Source organism: Streptomyces sp. NPDC055025 (genome assembly GCF_053608565.1).
The window spans coordinates 38,851-56,880 of sequence record NZ_JBSGVS010000028.1 but is presented as its reverse complement, the minus strand read 5'-3'; the positions used below and the strand labels follow the sequence as shown (position 1 = coordinate 56,880).

Sequence of the window (18,030 nt, the reverse complement as noted above, 5' to 3'; positions counted from 1 at the left end):
AACACGCCGTTGCCGTAACGGCGCACAGGCACGCCTGAGGGACCCGACTGCCGGGCGTGGTACGCGCAGGATCGTTCCTGCGCGTACGGGACGCCCGGCTCGGCCGTCCGCCTCAGGCGTCCGCCGTCAGGTGATCGAATTCCCCGTCCTTGACCCCCAGCAGCAGGGCCTCGATTTCCGCGGGCGTGTATACGAGTGCGGGACCGTCCGGGAAGCGCGAGTTACGCACCGCCACCTCCCCGCCCGGCAGCTTGGCGAACTCCACACAGGACCCCTGGGAGTTGCTGTGCATGCTCTTCTGCCAGACGACTCCGTGAAGCTTTGTGGCCGTTATGCCGTTGTACACGTGGTGCACAGGTCGCTCCCCGAGTTGCAAGGTGCAGGTGTCAACTGTCTCGGATCATAGCTGTGTTTCATGTGCTGATGCATGAGCAAATGCACGTGCACGCGGGGTGGTCCTTTGATTACAGACACCGCACCGAGACGGCCGTCCGGAGCGAATCCCCCCGTGCTCTTGGGAAGAGACGCGTTTCACGGTCATTCGGATCCCAATTCCCCGCTCCAGTCTCCACGTATGAGACCGGTACGACATGGCGGGGCCCCTCCTGACCTGCTCAGGAGGGGCCCCGGTGGGATCGGCGTCACACCGAGCGGTACGGCAGCAACCCCATTTCCCGGGCGTTCTTGACCGCGCGCGCCAGCGCCCGCTGCTGCTGAGCGCTCACGCGTGTCACCCGGCGACTGCGAATCTTGCCGCGGTCCGAGATGAATTTCCGCAACAGATCTGTGTCCTTGTAGTCGATATAGGTGATACCCGCGCGGTCCAGTGGATTGGGCCGGGAGGCGGGCGGTTTGCGATCCCCGCGACGGGTGGACATCAGACCTCCAGCAAGGAGTCGAACGCGGGCGGTAGTCGCTTCCAGGCCGCATGGCCCGCCGCGTACTCGGTATCGGTGAGCAGACAGGATTCGAGAAGCCGCTCGATCCCCTCCCGGTCGAGACCGGGCGAGGTGAAGACCAGGTGCTGGCAGCGGTCCCCGTGCCGGGGATGCCAGTCCAGGGAGGCGGCGGCCCGGCGCGACGGCGGGACCGACTCCCAGGCGGCGTCCGGCAGCGAGGCCAGCCAGGGACCCGCGCTCTCCACACAGAGCGCGCCGCCCGCCGCGTCCCAGGCCAGCAGGGTGTCGGGACGGTCGGCGAGCCAGAAGCGGCCACGGCTGCGGGCCGCGGCACAGGTCAGCTCCTCCAGCGCCTGGTAGAGCCGCTCCGGGTGGAAGGGCCTCGCGCGGTGCCAGACATACGTACCGACACCGCACTCGTCCGCGTCCTGCGGCAGCAGCGCGCACGCCGGATGCTGACGGGCGGCGGCGGCCTCGACGTCGAACCCGGCGAACGCGGCGGCGGCCAGTTCCCCGGGGGACGCCGCCTCGCCGTCGATCCGCACCCGCCGCGCGGTGGGGTGCAGCTGGGCCAGCAGCGCGCGGTCCTCGTCGTCCGCGAGCGGACTGTCGGCCAGGGCCAGCACCGGCGCGTACTCCAGCTGCCGGGCCCAGGTGTCCGCGACGGTCCGCTGGTCGGAGGCGGCCGCCGCGAGTCCGGCGTCGGCGAGATCGTCGCCGTTGCCGAGATACGGCAGCAGCAGCGCCGGGTCGACCGCGGTCAGCACGGAGCTGACCACCAGACGCTCTCCGTGCGCCGCCACGACCTCGGCCATCGCCCGGGGCTCGACCGAGTCCCACAGCTCCACGACGGCGAGCCGGGTCAACCCGCCGTCCGCGAGCCGCTCCAGCTCCGGTACGAGATCCTCCCGCAGCGCGCAGCAGGCACAGTCGTTGACCAGCGGCGCCTCCCCCGTGGAGAGCGTTCCCGTGGCGTCGCGGACCGTCCGTACGACGGTGCCCCGCGCGGCCGTCGACAGATCGTGGTGGAGTGCCACGCTGCCGGGCACGGCGGTCAGGAGCCGGCGCACGGTCGCCCTGCGGGCGTCGGAGTGCAGCCCGCAGACGATCACGACGGGAAGCCGACCGTCGAACCGATCGCCGGACCGGCCGTCGGACCGATCGCCACCGGGGAGTCCGTCGCCGCCGGGGAGGCCGTTGTCGCCGGGGAAGCCGTTGTCGATGCCTTCCACTAACGGGCCCCGGGTCGGCGGCCGTAGCGGCGTTCGAAGCGCTCCACGCGGCCGGCGGTGTCGAGGACGCGCGCGGTGCCCGTGTAGAAGGGATGGCTCGCCGAGGAGATCTCCACATCGATGACGGGATAGGTGACGCCGTCCTCCCAGACCACCGTCTTCGCGCCGGTCGCGGTGGAGCGGGTCAGAAAGGCGAAGTCGGCCGCCTTGTCACGGAAGACGACGGGTCGGTAGGCGGGGTGGATTCCGGGCTTCATCTCGCGGTCAGCGCTCCTCACGGAAGTCGACGTGCCGACGGGCGACCGGGTCGTACTTACGGAGGGTCATGCGGTCGGGGTCGTTACGGCGGTTCTTGCGGGTCACATAGGTGAACCCGGTTCCCGCCGTGGACCGGAGCTTGATGATCGGTCGTAGTTCGTTGCGTGCCATGGGGCTAGTATATGGAAATGGTTTCCATTTCCAAAGAGAGAGGGGTGTGACCTTGTCCGCCCACTGTGTGCTGACCGGGGCCGAGCCCGGATTCGGCCGTCGGATCTCCCACTCGCACCGGCGCACCTCACGCCGCTTCGACCCCAACATCCAGCGCAAGCGCTACTGGCTGCCGGGCGAGGGCCGGTATGTACGGCTCACGCTCAGCGCGAAGGCGGTCAAGACCGTCGACACCATCGGTATCGAGGCCGCCGTGGCCCGTATCCGTGCCCGGGGGGTGAAGGTCTGATGGCCAAGAGAAGCAAGATCGTCCGCAATGAGCGGCGGAAGGTGATCGTCGAGCGGTATGCCGTACGGCGCGCCGAACTCAAGGAGATCCTGCGGCAACCCGGCACCTCCGAGGAGCAACGGATCGAGGCCTGGCGGGAGTTGCGGCGTCAGCCGCGCGACGCGAGTGCCACCCGGGTGCGGAACCGGGACAGTGTGGACGGCCGGCCGCGCGGACATCTGCGGAAGTTCGGGCTGTCGAGGGTCCGGCTGCGCGCCCAGGCGCACGCCGGATATCTGCCGGGAGTGCGCAAGTCGTCCTGGTAGCTTGGCGCGGTCCGGTAACCGACAAGGGGGACTTGAACGTGCAGAAGCTCGTACGCGCCGGCGTCGCCACGGCCGGCCTCGTCACCGCACTCGCACTCACGCTCACCGGCTGCGGCGGTGACAGCGGCGGCGACCCGGCCAAGGACAAGGGCGGCGCCGACGCGCCGAGCGCGACGGCCGACGGCTCGGACCCCGCTCCGGATTCGGCTACGGATTCGAGTACGGACGCGGGCGCGGACGGGGACGGCGCGAGCGCCGTGGAGGGCACCTGGGCCGGACTGACCGACGGCAAGGCCGTCGCGCTGTCCGTGAAGGCCGGCAAGGTCGCGCTCGTCGCCGACAGCCATGTCTGCCAGGGCTCGGTGGAGGACATGGGCGAACCGATGCTCTCCCTCACCTGCGCCGACGGGAACACCGACCGCACGATGGGGTCGATCGAGTCCAACGACGGCAAGACGCTGGTGGTCTCCTGGGACAAGGGCAAGAAGGACACGCTGGCGAAGACCGACAGCGGAGCACTGCCCGAGGACCTGCCCGAGGACCTGCCGACAACCCTGCCGACGTCCTAGCCTCGGCCGGCCGGTAACGCCGTTCGCGTGGTGCGCGCTATCGGCCGGGGCGGATACGGGCGCGGGGGTCCTTGCCGTCCTTGCCGTCCTTGCCGTCATTGTCTGCCGCGTTGCCCGTGCCGGCCGGTACGTGCGCCGCGTCCGCCGCCGACGTGCCGTGGTGCCAGCCCTCGGCGTCCGTCGCTCCCCGGACGCGGGTCGCCACCGTTTCCGGGAACATCCGGTCCGTACGGTCGGTCACCGCCACATCGCGCGCCGCGAGCACCGGCAGCAGCCCGCCGCCTTCCGTGTCCGCCGCCGCCTCTCGCGTCGTCCGCGCCGTGGCCTCGGCCAGGCGTTCACCGATGCGGTGGGCGTACGCCATCAGGAACGACTGCCGGAACGTCTTCGTCCGTTTGCGCCCCGCCGCCCGCTGGGCGGCCTCCGCGCGGGTCATCGCCGCCGTCCCCTGCACCAGCAGGGAGGTGTGGAGCAGTTCGACGGCCTCCAGGTCGGGTTCGAAGCCGACGACCGTGGAGAAGCCGTACGCGCTGTTCCACACGGCGCGGCAGCGGTTCGCCGACGCGACGGCGTCGAGCAGGATCGCCTTCGCCGTCTCGTACGGGGCGTCCACCCCGATCCGGCAGGCGCCCGGTACATCGCCCCGGTGGGTGCGGTCGGCGAGCACCGCCTCGTCGATGCTGTGCCGCGCCATCAGCTCCTGCGCCTTGGCGGTGAGCGCCTCCGCCTCCTGCGGATAGCCGGTCGCCTCGGCCTTGGCGAGCAGCGCCCGGATCCGGGTGAGCATGCGCGGCTCGCCGTCCGGGGACGGCAGATGTACGGGCGTACCGGGCACGGGCCCCACCGGCTCGACCGCGGGCAGCCGGACGAGCAGCAGATACAGCTCCAGCACGGCGGTGGCGTATGAGAAGCGGTCGGCCCGGTAGGGCCGCGAACCCAGTTCCTCGTCTATTTCCGTGAGCTGCGCGGCCCAGCGCGGCGCCTGCCGCTCGTACCGCCGCGCCTCCGCCGCCATCAGCTCGGCGAGCAGCCGCAGATGCGCGTCGTCGAGGTCGCGCCGTACGAGCCGTACGACATCGGCGGGCTGCCAGCCGCGCTCCCAGGCCAGCCGCACGAACCCCACGCCGCGCAGCCGCAGTTCGGCGTCGGCCCCCGGGTCGGCGGCGAGGAGCGAGGCACCGGAGTCGAGGCCTTCGCTCCGCTCGCCGCCGCGCGTGGAGAGCACGGCGCGCAGGGCCCGTTCGACGGTCCCGGCACCCGCGTCCGCGGCATCGGTGTCACTCATGGTTCCGATGATCCCAGGTGCGGACGGCGGACCGGGGCCGGTGCCGGATCCGGGCGGGTGCCGGATCCGGGCGGCCAGCGTTGTCCACAGGCTGTGGACAACGGACTCCCCGGGCGCGACGCCGGGCTACCGTGGCTGTCTCCGGCACGGGAAAGGACATCCATGGGCGAGAACAAGCGGCGCATGCTGGCCGGCGAGTGGTACATCCCGGACGACGAGGAGCTCGGCGCGGACACCGAGCGCCGGTTCGCGCTCTGCGCGGCGTACAACGCGGACGGCGGTGCCCGGCCGGACGAGCGCGCCAGGATACTGACGGAGCTGCTCGGTTCGGTGGGCGAGGATGTGCGAATCCGGCCCCCGTTCCAGTGCGACTACGGCGAGTACATCAGTATCGGCGCCCGTACGTTCGTCAACTTCAACGCGGTCTTCCTGGACGCGGCACCGATCACCATCGGCTCCGATGTCCAGATCGGTCCGAATGTGCAGCTGCTCACCCCGGCGCATGAACTCGACACGGAGCGCCGCCGCGCGGGGTGGGAGCGGGCCGCTCCGGTGACGATCGGCGACAACGTCTGGCTGGGCGGCGGGGTGATCGTCTGTCCGGGGGTGACGATAGGCGAGAACACGGTGGTGGGCGCGGGATCGGTGGTGACGAAGGACCTTCCGGCGGGGGTGCTGGCGGTGGGCAACCCGGCGCGGGTGGTCCGCACGCTGGAGAGCCGGTAGCGGCTACCGGCTACCGGCTACCGGCTACCGGCTACCGGCTACCGGCAAGTGAACTCGCACCACACCACCTTTCCCCGCACCGGGCCCGCGTGGTCGCCCCAGTCCGCCGCCAGAGCCGTGACCAGCAGCAGACCCCGGCCCTCCTCCGGGTCCGAGGGGTCGACACCGGCGGGCCACGGCCCCGCCGGCCATCTCGGGGGCGTGCGGGACGGGTCGGCGACCTCCACCCGCAGCCGGTTCTCCGTGCGCAGGATGGTGAGGGAGACCGGGCCGCGGGTGCAGCCGCAGAGACAGACGCCGTGGCGTACCGCGTTGGTGACGAGTTCGCTGACCACCAGTTCGACGGTGGCGGTCAGTTCGGCGTCCACGCGGCGCAACGCGAGCACCTCACGGGTGTGACGGCGCGCCCTGGGAGCCGCCTCCGGCTTGTGAGGAAGCGGGATCCGGGTCAGGGGTAGCCAGGACCGGCCGGGGTCGAAGACGCCGTGCACAAGTCCACTGTCAGTGGGCATCGTTACTCTCGGACATCAAAGGGTTACTGAGAGCAATCTACGCTCCATGAGAGGAGCCTGTTGTGCCACGTCGCCCGTCCCTGGCCTCAGGGCGTGATCACCAGCTTCCCGCTCACATGGCCTTTCTCGCTCGTCTCCTGGGCCTTCACCGCGTCCGCGAGCGGAAAGGTCCTCGCGACCCGGAGCCGCAGACCGCCCTCCGCCGCCAGACGGACGTTCTCGGCCAGGGCGGCGCGCTTGCTGCCGGGCGCGGCGACACCGGCGGAGAAGATCACGCCGTGGTCGGCCGCGTTCGGGTCCGCGATGGTGATGATCCGGTCCGTCGTACCGCCGCGCAGCTCGATCGAGTCGGGCAGCGCGTCTCTGCCCGCCACGTCGAAGACCGCGTCCACGCCCTGGGGCGCGACCGCGCGGACACGCTCCACCAGGCCCTCGCCGTAGGTGACAGGAAGGGCGCCCAGCGACCGGATGTAGTCGTGGTTGGCGGGAGACGCCGTACCGATCACGGTCGCGCCGCGGGCCACCGCGAGCTGTACGGCCACGGAGCCGACCCCGCCCGCCGCGCCGTGCACCAGCAGGGTCTCGCCCCGGCGCACCGCGAGCCGGTCGAGCACCCTGCGGGCCGTCTCGCCCGCGACGGGGATCGCCGCGGCCTCCTCCCACCCCAGGGAGGGCGGCTTGGGCACGACGGTCTCGGCAAGGGCGTACTGGGCGTAGGCACCGGTGGCGGTCCACCCCACCACCTCGTCGCCGACGGCCACTTCGGTGACGCCGTCCCCCGTCTCGTCCACGACTCCGGCGAACTCGGAACCGGAGATGGCGGGCAGCCGGGTGGAGAAGAGCTGTTCCATCCATCCGTGGCGGATCTTGTAGTCCATCGGGTTGACGCCGGCCGCCCGGACCGCCACCCGGACCTCGCCGGGTCCGGCGTGCGGTTCGTCGACGTTCCGGATGTGCAGCACGTCCGGGCCGCCGAACCTCTCGAACACAGCCGCTTCCATATCAGCATCCCTTCCGTGTCCGTGCGGGCCGTGGTCATGGGGCTCATGGCCACATCTCCGATCCTCCCGTCGTCCGGCCGGGCCCGCCTTCCGAGCCGGTGCCGGGGCGATGTCCGACCGGACTGCGAGACTCTGTCCATGACGGGGAGATGGGCACTGGCACCGGCGGAGGGCGGCGGCGCGCTGCTGGCTCCGCTGGGCGAGGACGGCCGCGCGGCGGGACCCGTCGTACGTGAGTCCGATCTCGTCGCGGCGGTCCGGGCGCGGCTGCCCGAGGTCGGGCGATGGGTGTGGCGGTCCACCGCCGAGGTGTATCCACGGCTGCTCGCGGCGGGTGTGCGGATCGAGCGGTGCTATGACATCGAGGTGGCGGAGCTGCTGCTCCTCGGCCATGAGGGACGGCTCGGGGAGCCCCGGTCGGCCGCCGCGGCCTGGGCCCGGCTGCGGAACGCGCCGGTGCCGCCCGATCCGCCCGCGCGCTCGGCGGAGCCGGGCTCGCAGTCCTCGCTGTTCGAGCCGCACGCGGGGACGGGGATTTCGTTCGAGGGGCTGCTCGATGTGTACGCGGAGCAGCTGCGCCGGCACACGGCCGCCGAGCACCCCGGCCGGATGAGGCTGCTGACGGCGTCCGAGTCGGCGGGGATGCTGGTCGCCGCCGAGATGCACCGCGCGGGGCTGCCCTGGCGGGCGGATGTGCACCGGGAGGTGCTGCACGAGCTGCTCGGCGAGCGGTACGCGGGCGGGGGCGAGCCCCGGCGGCTGGCCGAGCTGGCGAGCGAGGTGTCGGAGGCTTTCGGGCGGCGGGTGCGGCCCGATCTGCCGGCGGATGTGGTGAAGGCCTTCGCGCGGGCCGGGATCAAGGTGCGGTCGACCCGGCGCTGGGAGCTGGCCGAGATCGACCATCCGGCCGTGAAGCCGCTGATCGAGTACAAGAAGCTCTACCGGATCTGGACGGCGCACGGCTGGAGCTGGCTCCAGGACTGGGTGCGGGACGGCCGCTTCCGGCCGGAGTATCTGCCGGGCGGTTCGGTCTCGGGACGCTGGACGACCAATGGCGGCGGGGCGCTTCAGATCCCCCGGGTGATCCGGCGCGCGGTCGTCGCCGACGAGGGCTGGCGGCTGGTGGTGGCGGACGCCGATCAGATGGAGCCACGGGTGCTGGCCGCGATCTCCCGTGATCCCGGGCTGATGGAGGTGGCGGCACACGACGGCGATCTGTACACCGCGCTCTCCGACCGGGCGTTCTCCGGTGACCGGACCCATGCGAAGATCGCGCTGCTCGGGGCGATCTACGGACAGACCTCCGGCGACGGGCTGAAGAATCTGGCCGCGCTGCGCCGGAGGTTCCCGCTGGCCGTGGCGTATGTGGACGAGGCGGCGCGGGCGGGCGAGGAGGGCAGGATCGTACGGACCTGGCTGGGGCGGACGAGCCCGCGGGCGGTCGGGGCCGAGGACGACGGCGAGGCCGGGATTCCCCAGGAGATACCCGTGGGGACGGAGCACGGGGTGGAGGAAACGGGCGGCGGCGGCGCCGACTTCACCCCCGGGTACGCGTCGACGAACGGCCGGGCGCGCGGCCGTTTCACCCGTAACTTCGTCGTCCAGGGAAGCGCGGCCGACTGGGCCCTGCTGATGCTGGCGGCGCTGCGCCGGGCGACCGCGGGGATGCGGGCCGAGCTGGTCTTCTTCCAGCACGACGAGGTGATCGTGCACTGCCCGCGGGAGGAGTCGGCCGAGGTCGAGGCGGCGATCCGCGAGGCCGGTGAGCTGGCCGGGCGGATCGCCTTCGGGGAGACCCCGGTGCGGTTCTCGTTCACGATGGCGACGGTCGAGCGGTACTCCGACGCGAAGTGAGCAGGACAGGGCCCAGGACAGGGGCTCAGTAGTTCGCGCGCCACTTCGGGCTGGTGGCGATCGCGGTGAGCTGCTTCATGGTGAGCGCGGGTGTGGCGCGGGTGGGCGGGCCGTGCTGGTCACCGGCGTTGAAGGCGGAGACCACGACCCGCAGACCGTCGGGCCGCAGGGTGTCGGCGGTCCACATCACCCCGCCGGGGACGCCCTTGTCGCCCGGCCCCTTCTTGGTCTGGAGCAGTGTGCCGTCCGGCAGGGTGGTGGCCTCGGTGAACAATTCGTCGGCGAGGTCCGAACTCCCGGGCTGGACATTGATCTGCACCAGGGTCCGGCCCGCGCCGTCGTCCACCACGACATAGCCGAATTCCGGCCCGCTACCGCCCCGATCGGTCACCTTCAGCCCGCGGGGAACCAGCGTGACAAGGATCTCGCGCGCCTCGACGCCGCCGGCGCCGTCCTCGGGGTTGTCGTCCGCCGGCGGTGCCGGGGGCAGCCGCTCCAGCGTTCCGCGCCACTTGTCCGAAGTGACCAGGGTCTTCAACTGCCCGGGATTCAGCGGCGGGTCGGTGCGGGAGATCTCCGCGCCCTTCTCCGCCGGGGCGTTGTACTCACTCGCGTCGATCAGAAAGCCGTCGGAGGTGAGCAGTACGGCCCGCCAGTTCTTCGTCTCCTCGCGCCGGTCGGGGTATTCATACCCCTGGAAGATCATGAGCCGGCCGCCGTCGGGCCGTTCGACGCTCGTGCAGTGGTCGTACGGCACGAAGACCTTGTCGGGGCAGGTCACGTCCTGCGTGCCGTTCAGGCCGTTGGCGCGGGACAGCGCGATCGAAAGCGCCGCCTTGCCCTTCCCGTCGTCGAAGACCGCCGTCACGCCGGCCCCGCCGAGCCCGTCGACCCCGCGTTCCCGTATCTCGGTCAGCTCCCCGGGGGGCAGCAGCCGGGTGAGAATCGCGGTGATACCTCCGCCGCTCGCCACCGCGGGGCCGGAGGACATCGCTCCGGGCTCCGACACCCGCCGCGCCTTCTCGGGGTCGGCGGCGGGCCCCGGCGCCTTCCCGGGCTCGGCGGGCCCCGCCCCCCACTGGGTCTTCCCGGCCGGGTCCCCGAGCAGTCCGGCTCCGTACCCGCCGCCGATCCCGACGGCCGCCAGGGCGAGCACGCTGCCCGTGACCGCGGCCGTACGGCGCCGGGCCAGCCTGCGGCGGCCCCGCGTCAGAGCGTTGTTCACCAGGCCGGTCCGGTCCTGGAGGGTGAAGGTCCCACCGGTGCGTTGCATCGCCTCGGCGAGTGTGTCCTCGAAGGGCGGGTCCTCGAAGGGCCCGTCGGGGGCTCGGTCGAAATGGTTGTCTGAGGGCATGGTTCGACCCCGCTTCCTGCTCGTTCAGCCGGACAGAATCAGTTGTCAGCGGTCGGCGAACTCGGCGAATCTGCCACCCAGTTGCTCGCGCAGCTTCGCCAGCGCACGCACGGATCTGGTGCGTACGGCGGCGGGGCTGGCGTTCATCGCCTCCGCGGTCTCATCGATGCTGCGGTCCTCCCAGTACCGCAGTACCACCACCGCGCGGTCCTTGGGCGTGAGGCGCCCGAGCGCGTCGAGGAGCGCGACACGCAGGGCCGGATCGTCGCCCGGGTGGGCGGCCGTGTCGGGGATCTCCCCGAGAGGCCGTTCGCCGGCCGAACGCCGCCGCTGATGGGTGAGAAAGGTACGGACGAGGACGGTCTGGGCGTACCCCGCGGGGTTGTCTATCCGGGAGACCCGGCCCCACAGCGCATACATCCGGCCCAGGGTCTCCTGCACCAGATCCTCGGCGAGATGGACGTCGCCGCTGGTCAGCAGGCATGCGGAACGGAAGAGATGGTTGGTGCGGCCGGCCGCGAACTCTCTGAAGTCATCGGCACGGGAGGTATGTACGCCGTCCCCCGCGATGCGTCCTAACAGCCCCACGGGCCGCATACTCTTCCCCGATCCTGGTCCCCAGGTCCGCGCGGCCGTTCGCCGCGCGGTTCCCCGTCCCCGCCTCTCACGTCCCTACATCTGACTGACGCGATGAGCCGCCGGAAATGTTTCAGGGGGCGAGGCCCGATCAGAAACCGGTGAGCGTGATCTTGCCGATCGAGGTGCCCGACTCCTGGATCCGGTGTGCGTCACGGAGGTTGGCCGCGTTGATCGGGCCGAGGTCGCGGTGGGCGGTCGTCGTGAGGGTTCCCCGGTCCACGAGGCGGGCGACCTGCGCGAGGATATGGCCCTGCTTACGCCGGTCGGGGGTGCGGAACATCGAGCGGGTGAACATGAACTCCCAGTGGAAGGACACGCTCTTGCGCTTGAGCACACCGATGTCGAGCGAGGGGTAGTCGTCGATCGACACGATGTGCCCGAAGGGGTTGAGGATTTCGGCGTACGCCTCGATGTTCCGGTCGGTGGCGGTCGTGCCGAAGATGTAGTCGATCCCGTCCGGAGCCACCTCCTTGAGCTGGTCGACGAGCGACCGGTGGTGGTCGATCACATGCTGGGCGCCCATCCGGCGGGCGAACTCGACGGTCTCCGGGCGTGAGGCGGTGCCGATCACCGTCAGACTGGTGAGCGCCCGCGCGAGCTGTACGACCATGGCGCCCACCCCGCCGGCCGCCGCCGTCACCAGCAGCGCCCCGGTCTGCTCCAGGGCTCCGGTGCGCAGCCCCATCCGGTCGAAGAGCCCCTCCCACGCGGTGAGCGAGGTCAGCGGCAGCGCGGCGGCCTCGGCGTAGGTGAGCGTGGCGGGCTTGCGGCCGACGAGGCGCTCGTCCACGGCGTGGAAGCGGGAGTTGGCCCCGGGCCGGTCGACCGCACCGGCGTAGTACACCTCGTCCCCGACCCGGAACAGCTCCACCTCGTCGCCGGCCGCGACGACCGTGCCGGCCGCGTCCCAGCCGAGGACCTTGGGCTTCCCGCCGGGGTCGGTGTTCCGACGGACCTTGTAGTCCACCGGATTGAGGGCGACGGCCTCCACCCGTACGAGCAGATCGCGCGGACCGGGCTCGGGGACGGGCAGTTCGACGTCCTCCAGGCTCCGGGGGTCCTCGATGGGGAGGCTCTCGCGGTACGCGACGGCGGGCATCGTCGTATCCGCGAAGGCGCCATGACGGTTCGCGTTCGTGTTCATGGACCCACGCTAACGGGGCCTGATCCTGTCCGGTCGCTCTCCCGTGGAACCGCGGTCGCGGGGCACGCCGATGACCGTCCGCGGACCCCCCGGCACCGGCCTGTCCACGTACCGACACCCGCACGTTCCCGCAGGTACGGGCACTCGTCGCCCAAGCTCCCAGGTCAACCCACCAGTGGGCCCAGGGGCCCTGTGTTCTGGGCCCAGGCCCATCTTTAGATGGCTGTCGGGTCGGGGGATCGTGGCGTGACGCATGGGCGAGGAGAACCGATGATGGGCGCCGACAGGTTCCCTGCATGGCGTGGGCATGCCCGGAGATGGGGCGGCCGTCGACGGAGGGACAGCGGGCAGAGCGGGGCCGAGTACGCGGCGATGGTCGGGGTCGTGTCGCTGGTCGTGGCCGCGATCGTCGGTGTGAGTGTGCCCACCGACACGGCGACCGGGCTGAAGAGCGCGGTGTGCCGAATACTCCACCCGCTGAGCGGGTCCGACGCCTGTGCCTCCGGCGACTACGCGGACGGCGAGGGCGACGGCGGAGGCGAGGGAGACGGCGGCGGGGGCGGGGGCGGCGGGGAGGGGGACGGGGATCCCTTCGTGCCGGGCGACGACCCGTTCGAGCCCGCGAGGTGTCTGCTGTCCCAGGACCAGACCAAGGACTCCGTCGTCATCCAGGTGGTCTTCATCAAGATCAGCGCCTCGGAGACGGTCAAGCTCCAGCAGTGGTCGGACGGCACCGTCACCCTGGAGCGGGTCACCGACACCGCGGGCGGGGTCTCGGCCAGCATCTCCGCGGGCATCCCGGGCCTGAAGGACTGGGGCGGCAGCGCCAAGCTCAGCGGCACATACATGGCGGGCAGCGGCAACGGCGGACAGTGGCTCTTCAACGGGAACAAGAGCGACGACCCCCAGGCGGACCTGGAGGCCAACCTCGCGGACGCGCAGAAGTTCGCCGCGTACCTCAGGGCGAACGACGGCTGCCGCTACCAGAGCGGCTACAACCCCGGCGCGGCGATGGGAGCCTGCGCCCAGGACGCGGCCTCCAAGAAACCCGATCTCGAACCGGAACTGGCACCCGACGTCGACATCACCAAGACCACCACCGAGGCGTCCGGCAGTGTGAGCTTCGGCGGGAAGTTCAAGAGCAACGGCAAGAGCGGCAAGGACGCGGGCAAGAGTGACGGCCCGAAGGACCTCGGCAAGGTCTCCGGCGAGGTGCTCTCCGGCACGATGACCGAGGATGTCGTGGTCATGCGCCACAACTCCGGCCAGAACGCCGGGAAGATCACCTTCATCTACACCTTCACCGTCAAAGGCATAGCGGGCGCCGGAGGCGTGGCCACGGGCGAGCGGATGCAGCAGGTCGCGGTCACCTATGACGCGGCGGCCTACGACCAGGAGTCGGAGGACGGCACCGCGCACCACCCGGAGAAGCTGGTGATCACCACCAGCCAGGAAGCCGGCGACGGCAACGGCTTCAAGGGCGAGGCGGGCGCCAACGCGGGTCCCGTGACGATCGATGTCGGGGGCGGGGGCGGCAGCACGGAATCCGAGATACACACCGAGTCGGCCGAACTCATCCTCGACGACGACGCCGACAGCACCGCCGTCGAGGACTGGCTCCGCGGCAACGGCGACCCCGCGAAGAACCCGCTGCCCTCCCCCTCCGACGCGGCCGAGGTACCGGGCCCCGACGCGAGCCCGCTGGAACGGCTCCTGCACGACAAGGGCAAGCTCAGCAAACTCGACTACAAGGCCAACACCGACTGGTGGAACGCCTCGCTCGGCATCGGCTTCGGTGTCTCCGCCGGGCAGTTCTCCCTCGGTTTCAAGCTCTTCGGGATCGAGATCACCCATGAGAGCAAGACACAGACCATCACCGGCAACCCGACCTATGCCACCGGCCCGAAGAGCGGCGGCGCCCGGCCCTGGGTCGAATGGAAGAACTGCACCCAGACCAAGCCCATCCCCACCTGACCGGAACCACGTCAGCCGACCGGAACCACGTCACCCGACCGGTACCACGCCGCCGGCCCGCGGTGGCCGCTGTCCGCCGGGCGCCACCCGCGTGCCCTACAGCGCCGCCGCGCGTTGTACCGATCATGAACTCGCATCGTTTTCTCCTCGCCGTGGCGGGCTCCGCCCTCCTCGCCGCCGTCATGCCCTCCGCGGCCCAGGCGGCCGATCTCGGTGACACCCTGAGCAGCACCGCCAAGACCGCGTCGGCCGTCGGCGAAGAGGCCGGCCCGGTGGTGGAGGGCGTCATCGGCGACAAAGTGAGCAGGAAGGTGGCCGCCGCCAAGGGCGTCGTCAAGGGCAGCACCGACGCCGTCAAGTCGGGCAGGGAGCTGATCGGCTAGATCCTGGCTCCGGGCGGGCCCGGCCGGACCCGGACAGGCCTGGAGCGGGAGGCCCGGACGGGCCTTCCGACCAGGCCTTCTGATGTGCACCGGGCCGGGTGGGCGCGCCGGGTAAGGAGTGGTGCTTGTGCGGGGCAGGGGACACCATGGACCCACAAGCACGCTTCTCATCCGATTTGTATATGATTGGCGCATATGAACGAGCGGCTGGCTTTGCTGAATGCCGTGGACGCCGTTCTCCCCGAGACCGAGGTGCTGCGGCTCGCCCTCCAGCAGGCGGTCGCGGAGCTAGGCGGCCTCGGCGGGGTCGTCCACCTCCGTGGATCGGCGAACACCCACCGCATGTACCTGGTGGCCGTCAGTGGCCTGCCCAGGTCGTTCACCCGGGCCTGGGACGGGATCGCGGACGGCGCCCCGAAGGCTCCGGCGAAGGCCGTACGGGAGAGCGCCACCGTATGGCTGCCCAGCGTCGCCGGGCCCGGCAGCGGTATGGCGTCCACACCGCTCATCTCCCGCAAGGGAACGTTCGGGGCGCTCTCCGTGGTGACGATCACCCCCGGTGAGCCGACCGCCGCACAGCTGGAGACGCTGCGGGCCGTCGCGGGATGGGCCGCCGAACGCCTCCGACGCGACGGGAAAACCCGCGACACGCCCCCGGACCGGCATGCCGTGCCGGGGGCGCCGGACGTCACGGGAGCGGGAGCAGCGGGAGCGCCGGACATACCAGGAGCAGCGGGAGCAGCGGGAGCGCCGGACATACCGGGAGCGGGAGCAGCGGACGCGCCGAGGGCGGGAGCGCCGGCCATACCCGCGGCGGGGCCGCCGGACATACCGGGGGCACCCGACACCCCGGAGGCGGAGGACGTGCTCCGGGCGACACGTATCGGTTCCTGGGAGCTGCACGCGCCCTCCGGCCACCTCCATGTCGACGATTCCCTGCTGGAGACGTTCGGCGTCGACCCGGACACCTACGACGGCCGGACCGAGACCTGGATGAGCATCATCCATCCCGACGACCGGGCCTGGGTGGCCAACGAGTGGGACCAGGCGGTGAGCACGGCCGGACTGATCGACCTGGAGTACCGCGTGCTCCGCCCCGACGACGGAACCCTGATGTGGGCTCATATCCGGGGCCGCGCGGAGTCCGACGGGGACGGAAAGCCCTCCCGCGTCGTGGGCACGGCATGGGACAGCACCGAGTCGGGCATCGGCCGTGACGCCATCCGCCGTGCGCTGCGCTTCATGAGCGACGGATTCATGTCCCTGGACGGCGCGTGGCGGATCACCTTCGTCAATGTGGAGGCGGAGCGCCTGCTGAACTCCTCGCGCCGCCGGCTGGTCGGCGCCGTGCTGTGGGACGTGCCGGTGGTACGGCGGGTGCCCGGCCTGGAGTCCCGCTGCCGTGAGACCGCCGCCGGCACGACCGCCGCCGGCTTCGACGCGGAGTGGCCGGACACCGGGCGCTGGTTCCATATCCGGCTCGTCCCCGTCCCCGACGGACTGGCCTGCTACTTCGCCGACATCACGGAAGCCAGACAGCGCGAGGCCGACCGGGTGGCGGCCGAACGGCAGGCGGCCGAACGGGCGGCCCGTATCCAGGAGCTGACCGCCGATCTGGCCGAGGCGATCACCACACAGGATGTGACCGACGCCGTCGCCCGGCGGGTGCTGCCGCCGTTCGGCGCCTCCGGGCTGATCATCCAGGTCAACGAGGACGACCGGATGTGGATCGTCGGGAGCGTCGGCTACCCCCAGGCGTTCCTGAACAAGGTCGACGGCGCGTCGATGTCGGTGAGGTCCCCCGGCGCCGACCGGCTGCGCACCCGCGCGCCCTGGTTCTGCGCCACGCCGGAGGAGTACGTACGGACCTATCCGGAGCACGCGGACCGGCCCGGTGTGATCGGGAAACAGGCCTGGGCGTTCCTGCCGCTGATCGTCTCCGGGCGGGCCGTCGGTGTCTGTGTGATCGCCTTCGACGAGCCGCACCGCTTCACCGGTGAGGAACAGACGCTGCTGATGGCGGTCAGCGGTCTGGTCTCGCACGCGCTGGAGCGGGCCCGGCTGTACGACGCCGAGCACAGCCGGGCCCAGCAGCTCCAGCGCACGCTGCTCCCGCAGACGCTGCCCGAGCTGCCCGCGGTCACGGCCGCCGCCCGCTATCTGCCCGCCGGACAGGGCATGGACGTGGGCGGCGACTGGTACGACGTCATACCGGTCTCCGGCTGCCGGGTCGCCCTCGTCATCGGCGACGTCATGGGGCACGGTCTGCCGGAAGCGGTCACCATGGGACGTCTGCGTACCGCCGTACGGACCCTCACCGACCTCGAACTGCCGCCCGACGAGATCCTGAACCACCTCAGCGACCTGATCTCCGGGCTCGACGACGACTCCTTCGCCACCTGCCTCTACGCGGTGTACGACCCCACGAACGGCGTCTGCACCTTCGCCCGCGCCGGCCATCCGCCGCCCGCCGTGGTCCGCCCGGACGGCACGGTGTCCTTCCCCGACTCGGCCCCCGACCCACCGCTGGGCACGGCCGAACCGCCCTTCGAGACGGTGGAACTGACGGTTCCCGAGGACGGCCTCCTCGTCTTCTACACCGACGGGCTGGTCGAGTCGGCCTGCCGTGACATCGACGCCGGGATGAGCCGCCTCGCCGGGCTCCTCGGCGAGCGTCCCGACGGCGATCTCGACGAGCTGTGCGACACCCTCACCTCCGCCCTGCTCCCGGCCGATCAGCAGAACGCCGACGACGCCGCGCTGCTCGTCGTACGCGCCCACCGGCTGGCCGCCGACGCCGTCGCCACCTGGACCCTGCCCGACGACCCGCAGTCCGCCGGCACCGCCCGGAAGTATGTCGGCGAACAGCTCGCCGCCTGGGATCTCGAAGACCTCGTGACGACCACCGAACTGCTCGTCAGCGAACTGATCGCCAATGTCGTACGGCACGCCAGGGGGCCCGTGCGGCTGCGCCTGCTGCACAGCACGACGCTGGTCTGCGAGGTCTACGACGGCAGCCCCACGACCCCCCGTATCCGGCGTGCCGCCGAGACCGACGAGAGCGGCCGCGGGCTCCAGATGGTCGCCGCGCTCTCCGAGCACTGGGGCACCCGCTACACGGCCACCGGAAAGTGCATCTGGACCGAACAGCCCCTGGTCCTGCCGGACACCGCGGCGCCGCTCATGATCGTGCCCGGCCTCGACGAAGTCGCCTGACCTCGCCCCGGGCCCTTCCGCTTTCCTTCTTGGCTCCCGCCTCCCGCCGGTCACCCAGGGGGCGCATTCCGGCCAGTTGCGCCGGTTACGCTCACCAACCGTGACGGACTCGTGGAGGTATCCGGAGAAGAGTGAGTGAACCCTGCGTTTCAGGTGTGAAGAGTTACTCCCATTGGCCCTAGATTCTCCCGTACAGTTGCGCGTCACGCGCATATCTGA

The 18,030-nt window shown here is 71.2% G+C and carries 19 protein-coding genes; 8 read left to right on the top strand and 11 right to left on the bottom strand.

What is annotated here, in order from left to right; genetic code table 11:
• Positions 1–112: 112 nt before the first annotated feature.
• The 5 genes from ACWGDX_RS18815 to rpmG form a co-directional block, all read right to left on the bottom strand.
• Positions 113–355: a DUF397 domain-containing protein gene (locus ACWGDX_RS18815; protein ID WP_363082460.1), complete on the bottom strand. Its 243-nt coding sequence runs from the start codon at positions 353–355 to the stop codon at positions 113–115.
• 286 nt (positions 356–641) lie between these two features.
• Positions 642–878: a 30S ribosomal protein S18 gene (gene rpsR, locus ACWGDX_RS18810; RefSeq protein ID WP_363082461.1), complete on the bottom strand. Its 237-nt coding sequence runs from the start codon at positions 876–878 to the stop codon at positions 642–644.
• Positions 878–2,011 (bottom strand): CobW family GTP-binding protein, encoded by a 1,134-nt coding sequence (locus tag ACWGDX_RS18805; protein WP_453626964.1) that lies wholly within the window; start codon positions 2,009–2,011, stop codon positions 878–880. Before ACWGDX_RS18805 ends, rpsR begins: the two co-directional genes overlap by 1 nt.
• A gap of 119 nt (positions 2,012–2,130) precedes the next feature.
• Entirely contained in the window at positions 2,131–2,388 is a 258-nt protein-coding gene (locus ACWGDX_RS18800; protein ID WP_453626895.1) for a type B 50S ribosomal protein L31, read from the bottom strand.
• A gap of 7 nt (positions 2,389–2,395) precedes the next feature.
• On the bottom strand, positions 2,396–2,560 hold the full coding sequence (gene rpmG, locus ACWGDX_RS18795) for a 50S ribosomal protein L33 (RefSeq protein WP_453626893.1): 165 nt from the start codon (positions 2,558–2,560) through the stop codon (positions 2,396–2,398).
• A gap of 52 nt (positions 2,561–2,612) precedes the next feature.
• Between rpmG and rpmB the strand changes: the two genes are divergently transcribed.
• From rpmB to ACWGDX_RS18780, 3 genes are read left to right on the top strand one after another with little or no spacing between them, the layout of a single operon-like run.
• On the top strand, positions 2,613–2,849 hold the full coding sequence (gene rpmB / locus ACWGDX_RS18790) for a 50S ribosomal protein L28 (protein ID WP_453626962.1): 237 nt from the start codon (positions 2,613–2,615) through the stop codon (positions 2,847–2,849).
• Positions 2,849–3,154 (top strand): 30S ribosomal protein S14, encoded by a 306-nt coding sequence (gene rpsN, locus ACWGDX_RS18785; RefSeq protein ID WP_365903487.1) that lies wholly within the window; start codon positions 2,849–2,851, stop codon positions 3,152–3,154. Before rpmB ends, rpsN begins: the two co-directional genes overlap by 1 nt.
• Before the next feature lie 38 nt (positions 3,155–3,192).
• The gene (locus ACWGDX_RS18780) at positions 3,193–3,723 is read left to right on the top strand and encodes a hypothetical protein (RefSeq protein ID WP_453626960.1); all 531 of its coding nucleotides are present in this window, start codon (positions 3,193–3,195) and stop codon (positions 3,721–3,723) included.
• A 37-nt stretch (positions 3,724–3,760) separates the two neighbouring features.
• On the opposite strand, the gene ACWGDX_RS18775 is transcribed toward ACWGDX_RS18780, so the two are convergent.
• Entirely contained in the window at positions 3,761–5,008 is a 1,248-nt protein-coding gene (locus tag ACWGDX_RS18775; RefSeq protein ID WP_453626891.1) for a DUF2786 domain-containing protein, read from the bottom strand.
• A 162-nt stretch (positions 5,009–5,170) separates the two neighbouring features.
• On the opposite strand from ACWGDX_RS18775, the gene ACWGDX_RS18770 reads away from it, so the two are divergent.
• The gene (locus tag ACWGDX_RS18770; RefSeq protein ID WP_453626889.1) at positions 5,171–5,734 is read left to right on the top strand and encodes a sugar O-acetyltransferase; all 564 of its coding nucleotides are present in this window, start codon (positions 5,171–5,173) and stop codon (positions 5,732–5,734) included.
• 38 nt (positions 5,735–5,772) lie between these two features.
• Here ACWGDX_RS18770 and ACWGDX_RS18765 read toward each other — a convergent pair whose 3' ends face one another.
• A complete protein-coding gene (locus tag ACWGDX_RS18765) occupies positions 5,773–6,246 on the bottom strand; it encodes an ATP-binding protein (protein ID WP_453626888.1) in 474 nt (157 codons plus the stop codon).
• A gap of 86 nt (positions 6,247–6,332) precedes the next feature.
• Entirely contained in the window at positions 6,333–7,247 is a 915-nt protein-coding gene (locus ACWGDX_RS18760) for an NADP-dependent oxidoreductase (RefSeq protein ID WP_453626886.1), read from the bottom strand.
• Positions 7,248–7,385: 138 nt separating this feature from the next.
• Between ACWGDX_RS18760 and ACWGDX_RS18755 the strand changes: the two genes are divergently transcribed.
• A complete protein-coding gene (locus ACWGDX_RS18755) occupies positions 7,386–9,101 on the top strand; it encodes a bifunctional 3'-5' exonuclease/DNA polymerase (RefSeq protein WP_453626884.1) in 1,716 nt (571 codons plus the stop codon).
• 25 nt (positions 9,102–9,126) lie between these two features.
• On the opposite strand, the gene ACWGDX_RS18750 is transcribed toward ACWGDX_RS18755, so the two are convergent.
• The 3 genes from ACWGDX_RS18750 to ACWGDX_RS18740 form a co-directional block, all read right to left on the bottom strand.
• Positions 9,127–10,455 carry a hypothetical protein gene (locus ACWGDX_RS18750; RefSeq protein ID WP_453626882.1) on the bottom strand — a complete coding sequence of 443 codons (1,329 nt, stop codon included), beginning with the start codon at positions 10,453–10,455 and terminating at the stop codon, positions 9,127–9,129.
• Between the two features lie 45 nt (positions 10,456–10,500).
• Positions 10,501–11,043 carry a SigE family RNA polymerase sigma factor gene (locus tag ACWGDX_RS18745; RefSeq protein ID WP_453626880.1) on the bottom strand — a complete coding sequence of 181 codons (543 nt, stop codon included), beginning with the start codon at positions 11,041–11,043 and terminating at the stop codon, positions 10,501–10,503.
• A 139-nt stretch (positions 11,044–11,182) separates the two neighbouring features.
• Entirely contained in the window at positions 11,183–12,238 is a 1,056-nt protein-coding gene (locus ACWGDX_RS18740) for a zinc-binding alcohol dehydrogenase family protein (RefSeq protein ID WP_453626878.1), read from the bottom strand.
• Between the two features lie 384 nt (positions 12,239–12,622).
• Here ACWGDX_RS18740 and ACWGDX_RS18735 point away from each other — a divergent pair, with 384 nt between their 5' ends.
• The 3 genes from ACWGDX_RS18735 to ACWGDX_RS18725 all read left to right on the top strand — a co-directional run bounded on the left by ACWGDX_RS18735 (position 12,623) and on the right by ACWGDX_RS18725 (position 17,811).
• Entirely contained in the window at positions 12,623–14,212 is a 1,590-nt protein-coding gene (locus ACWGDX_RS18735; RefSeq protein WP_453626876.1) for a hypothetical protein, read from the top strand.
• A 125-nt stretch (positions 14,213–14,337) separates the two neighbouring features.
• Positions 14,338–14,595, top strand: coding sequence for a hypothetical protein (locus ACWGDX_RS18730; protein WP_453626874.1), 258 nt, complete (start codon positions 14,338–14,340; stop codon positions 14,593–14,595).
• Positions 14,596–14,790: 195 nt separating this feature from the next.
• Positions 14,791–17,811 (top strand): SpoIIE family protein phosphatase, encoded by a 3,021-nt coding sequence (locus ACWGDX_RS18725; RefSeq protein WP_453626872.1) that lies wholly within the window; start codon positions 14,791–14,793, stop codon positions 17,809–17,811.
• The last annotated feature ends 219 nt before the right edge of the window (positions 17,812–18,030 follow it).

Coding starts and splice junctions, on each gene's coding strand:
- rpsR (WP_363082461.1), bottom strand. CDS start 878: ATGTCCACCCGTCGCGGGGATCGCAAACCGCCCGCCTCCCGGCCCAAT.
- ACWGDX_RS18800 (WP_453626895.1), bottom strand. CDS start 2,388: ATGAAGCCCGGAATCCACCCCGCCTACCGACCCGTCGTCTTCCGTGAC.
- rpmG (WP_453626893.1), bottom strand. CDS start 2,560: ATGGCACGCAACGAACTACGACCGATCATCAAGCTCCGGTCCACGGCG.
- rpsN (WP_365903487.1), top strand. CDS start 2,849: ATGGCCAAGAGAAGCAAGATCGTCCGCAATGAGCGGCGGAAGGTGATC.
- ACWGDX_RS18775 (WP_453626891.1), bottom strand. CDS start 5,008: ATGAGTGACACCGATGCCGCGGACGCGGGTGCCGGGACCGTCGAACGG.
- ACWGDX_RS18770 (WP_453626889.1), top strand. CDS start 5,171: ATGGGCGAGAACAAGCGGCGCATGCTGGCCGGCGAGTGGTACATCCCG.
- ACWGDX_RS18765 (WP_453626888.1), bottom strand. CDS start 6,246: ATGCCCACTGACAGTGGACTTGTGCACGGCGTCTTCGACCCCGGCCGG.
- ACWGDX_RS18760 (WP_453626886.1), bottom strand. CDS start 7,247: ATGGAAGCGGCTGTGTTCGAGAGGTTCGGCGGCCCGGACGTGCTGCAC.
- ACWGDX_RS18755 (WP_453626884.1), top strand. CDS start 7,386: ATGACGGGGAGATGGGCACTGGCACCGGCGGAGGGCGGCGGCGCGCTG.
- ACWGDX_RS18750 (WP_453626882.1), bottom strand. CDS start 10,455: ATGCCCTCAGACAACCATTTCGACCGAGCCCCCGACGGGCCCTTCGAG.
- ACWGDX_RS18740 (WP_453626878.1), bottom strand. CDS start 12,238: ATGAACACGAACGCGAACCGTCATGGCGCCTTCGCGGATACGACGATG.
- ACWGDX_RS18730 (WP_453626874.1), top strand. CDS start 14,338: ATGAACTCGCATCGTTTTCTCCTCGCCGTGGCGGGCTCCGCCCTCCTC.
- ACWGDX_RS18725 (WP_453626872.1), top strand. CDS start 14,791: ATGAACGAGCGGCTGGCTTTGCTGAATGCCGTGGACGCCGTTCTCCCC.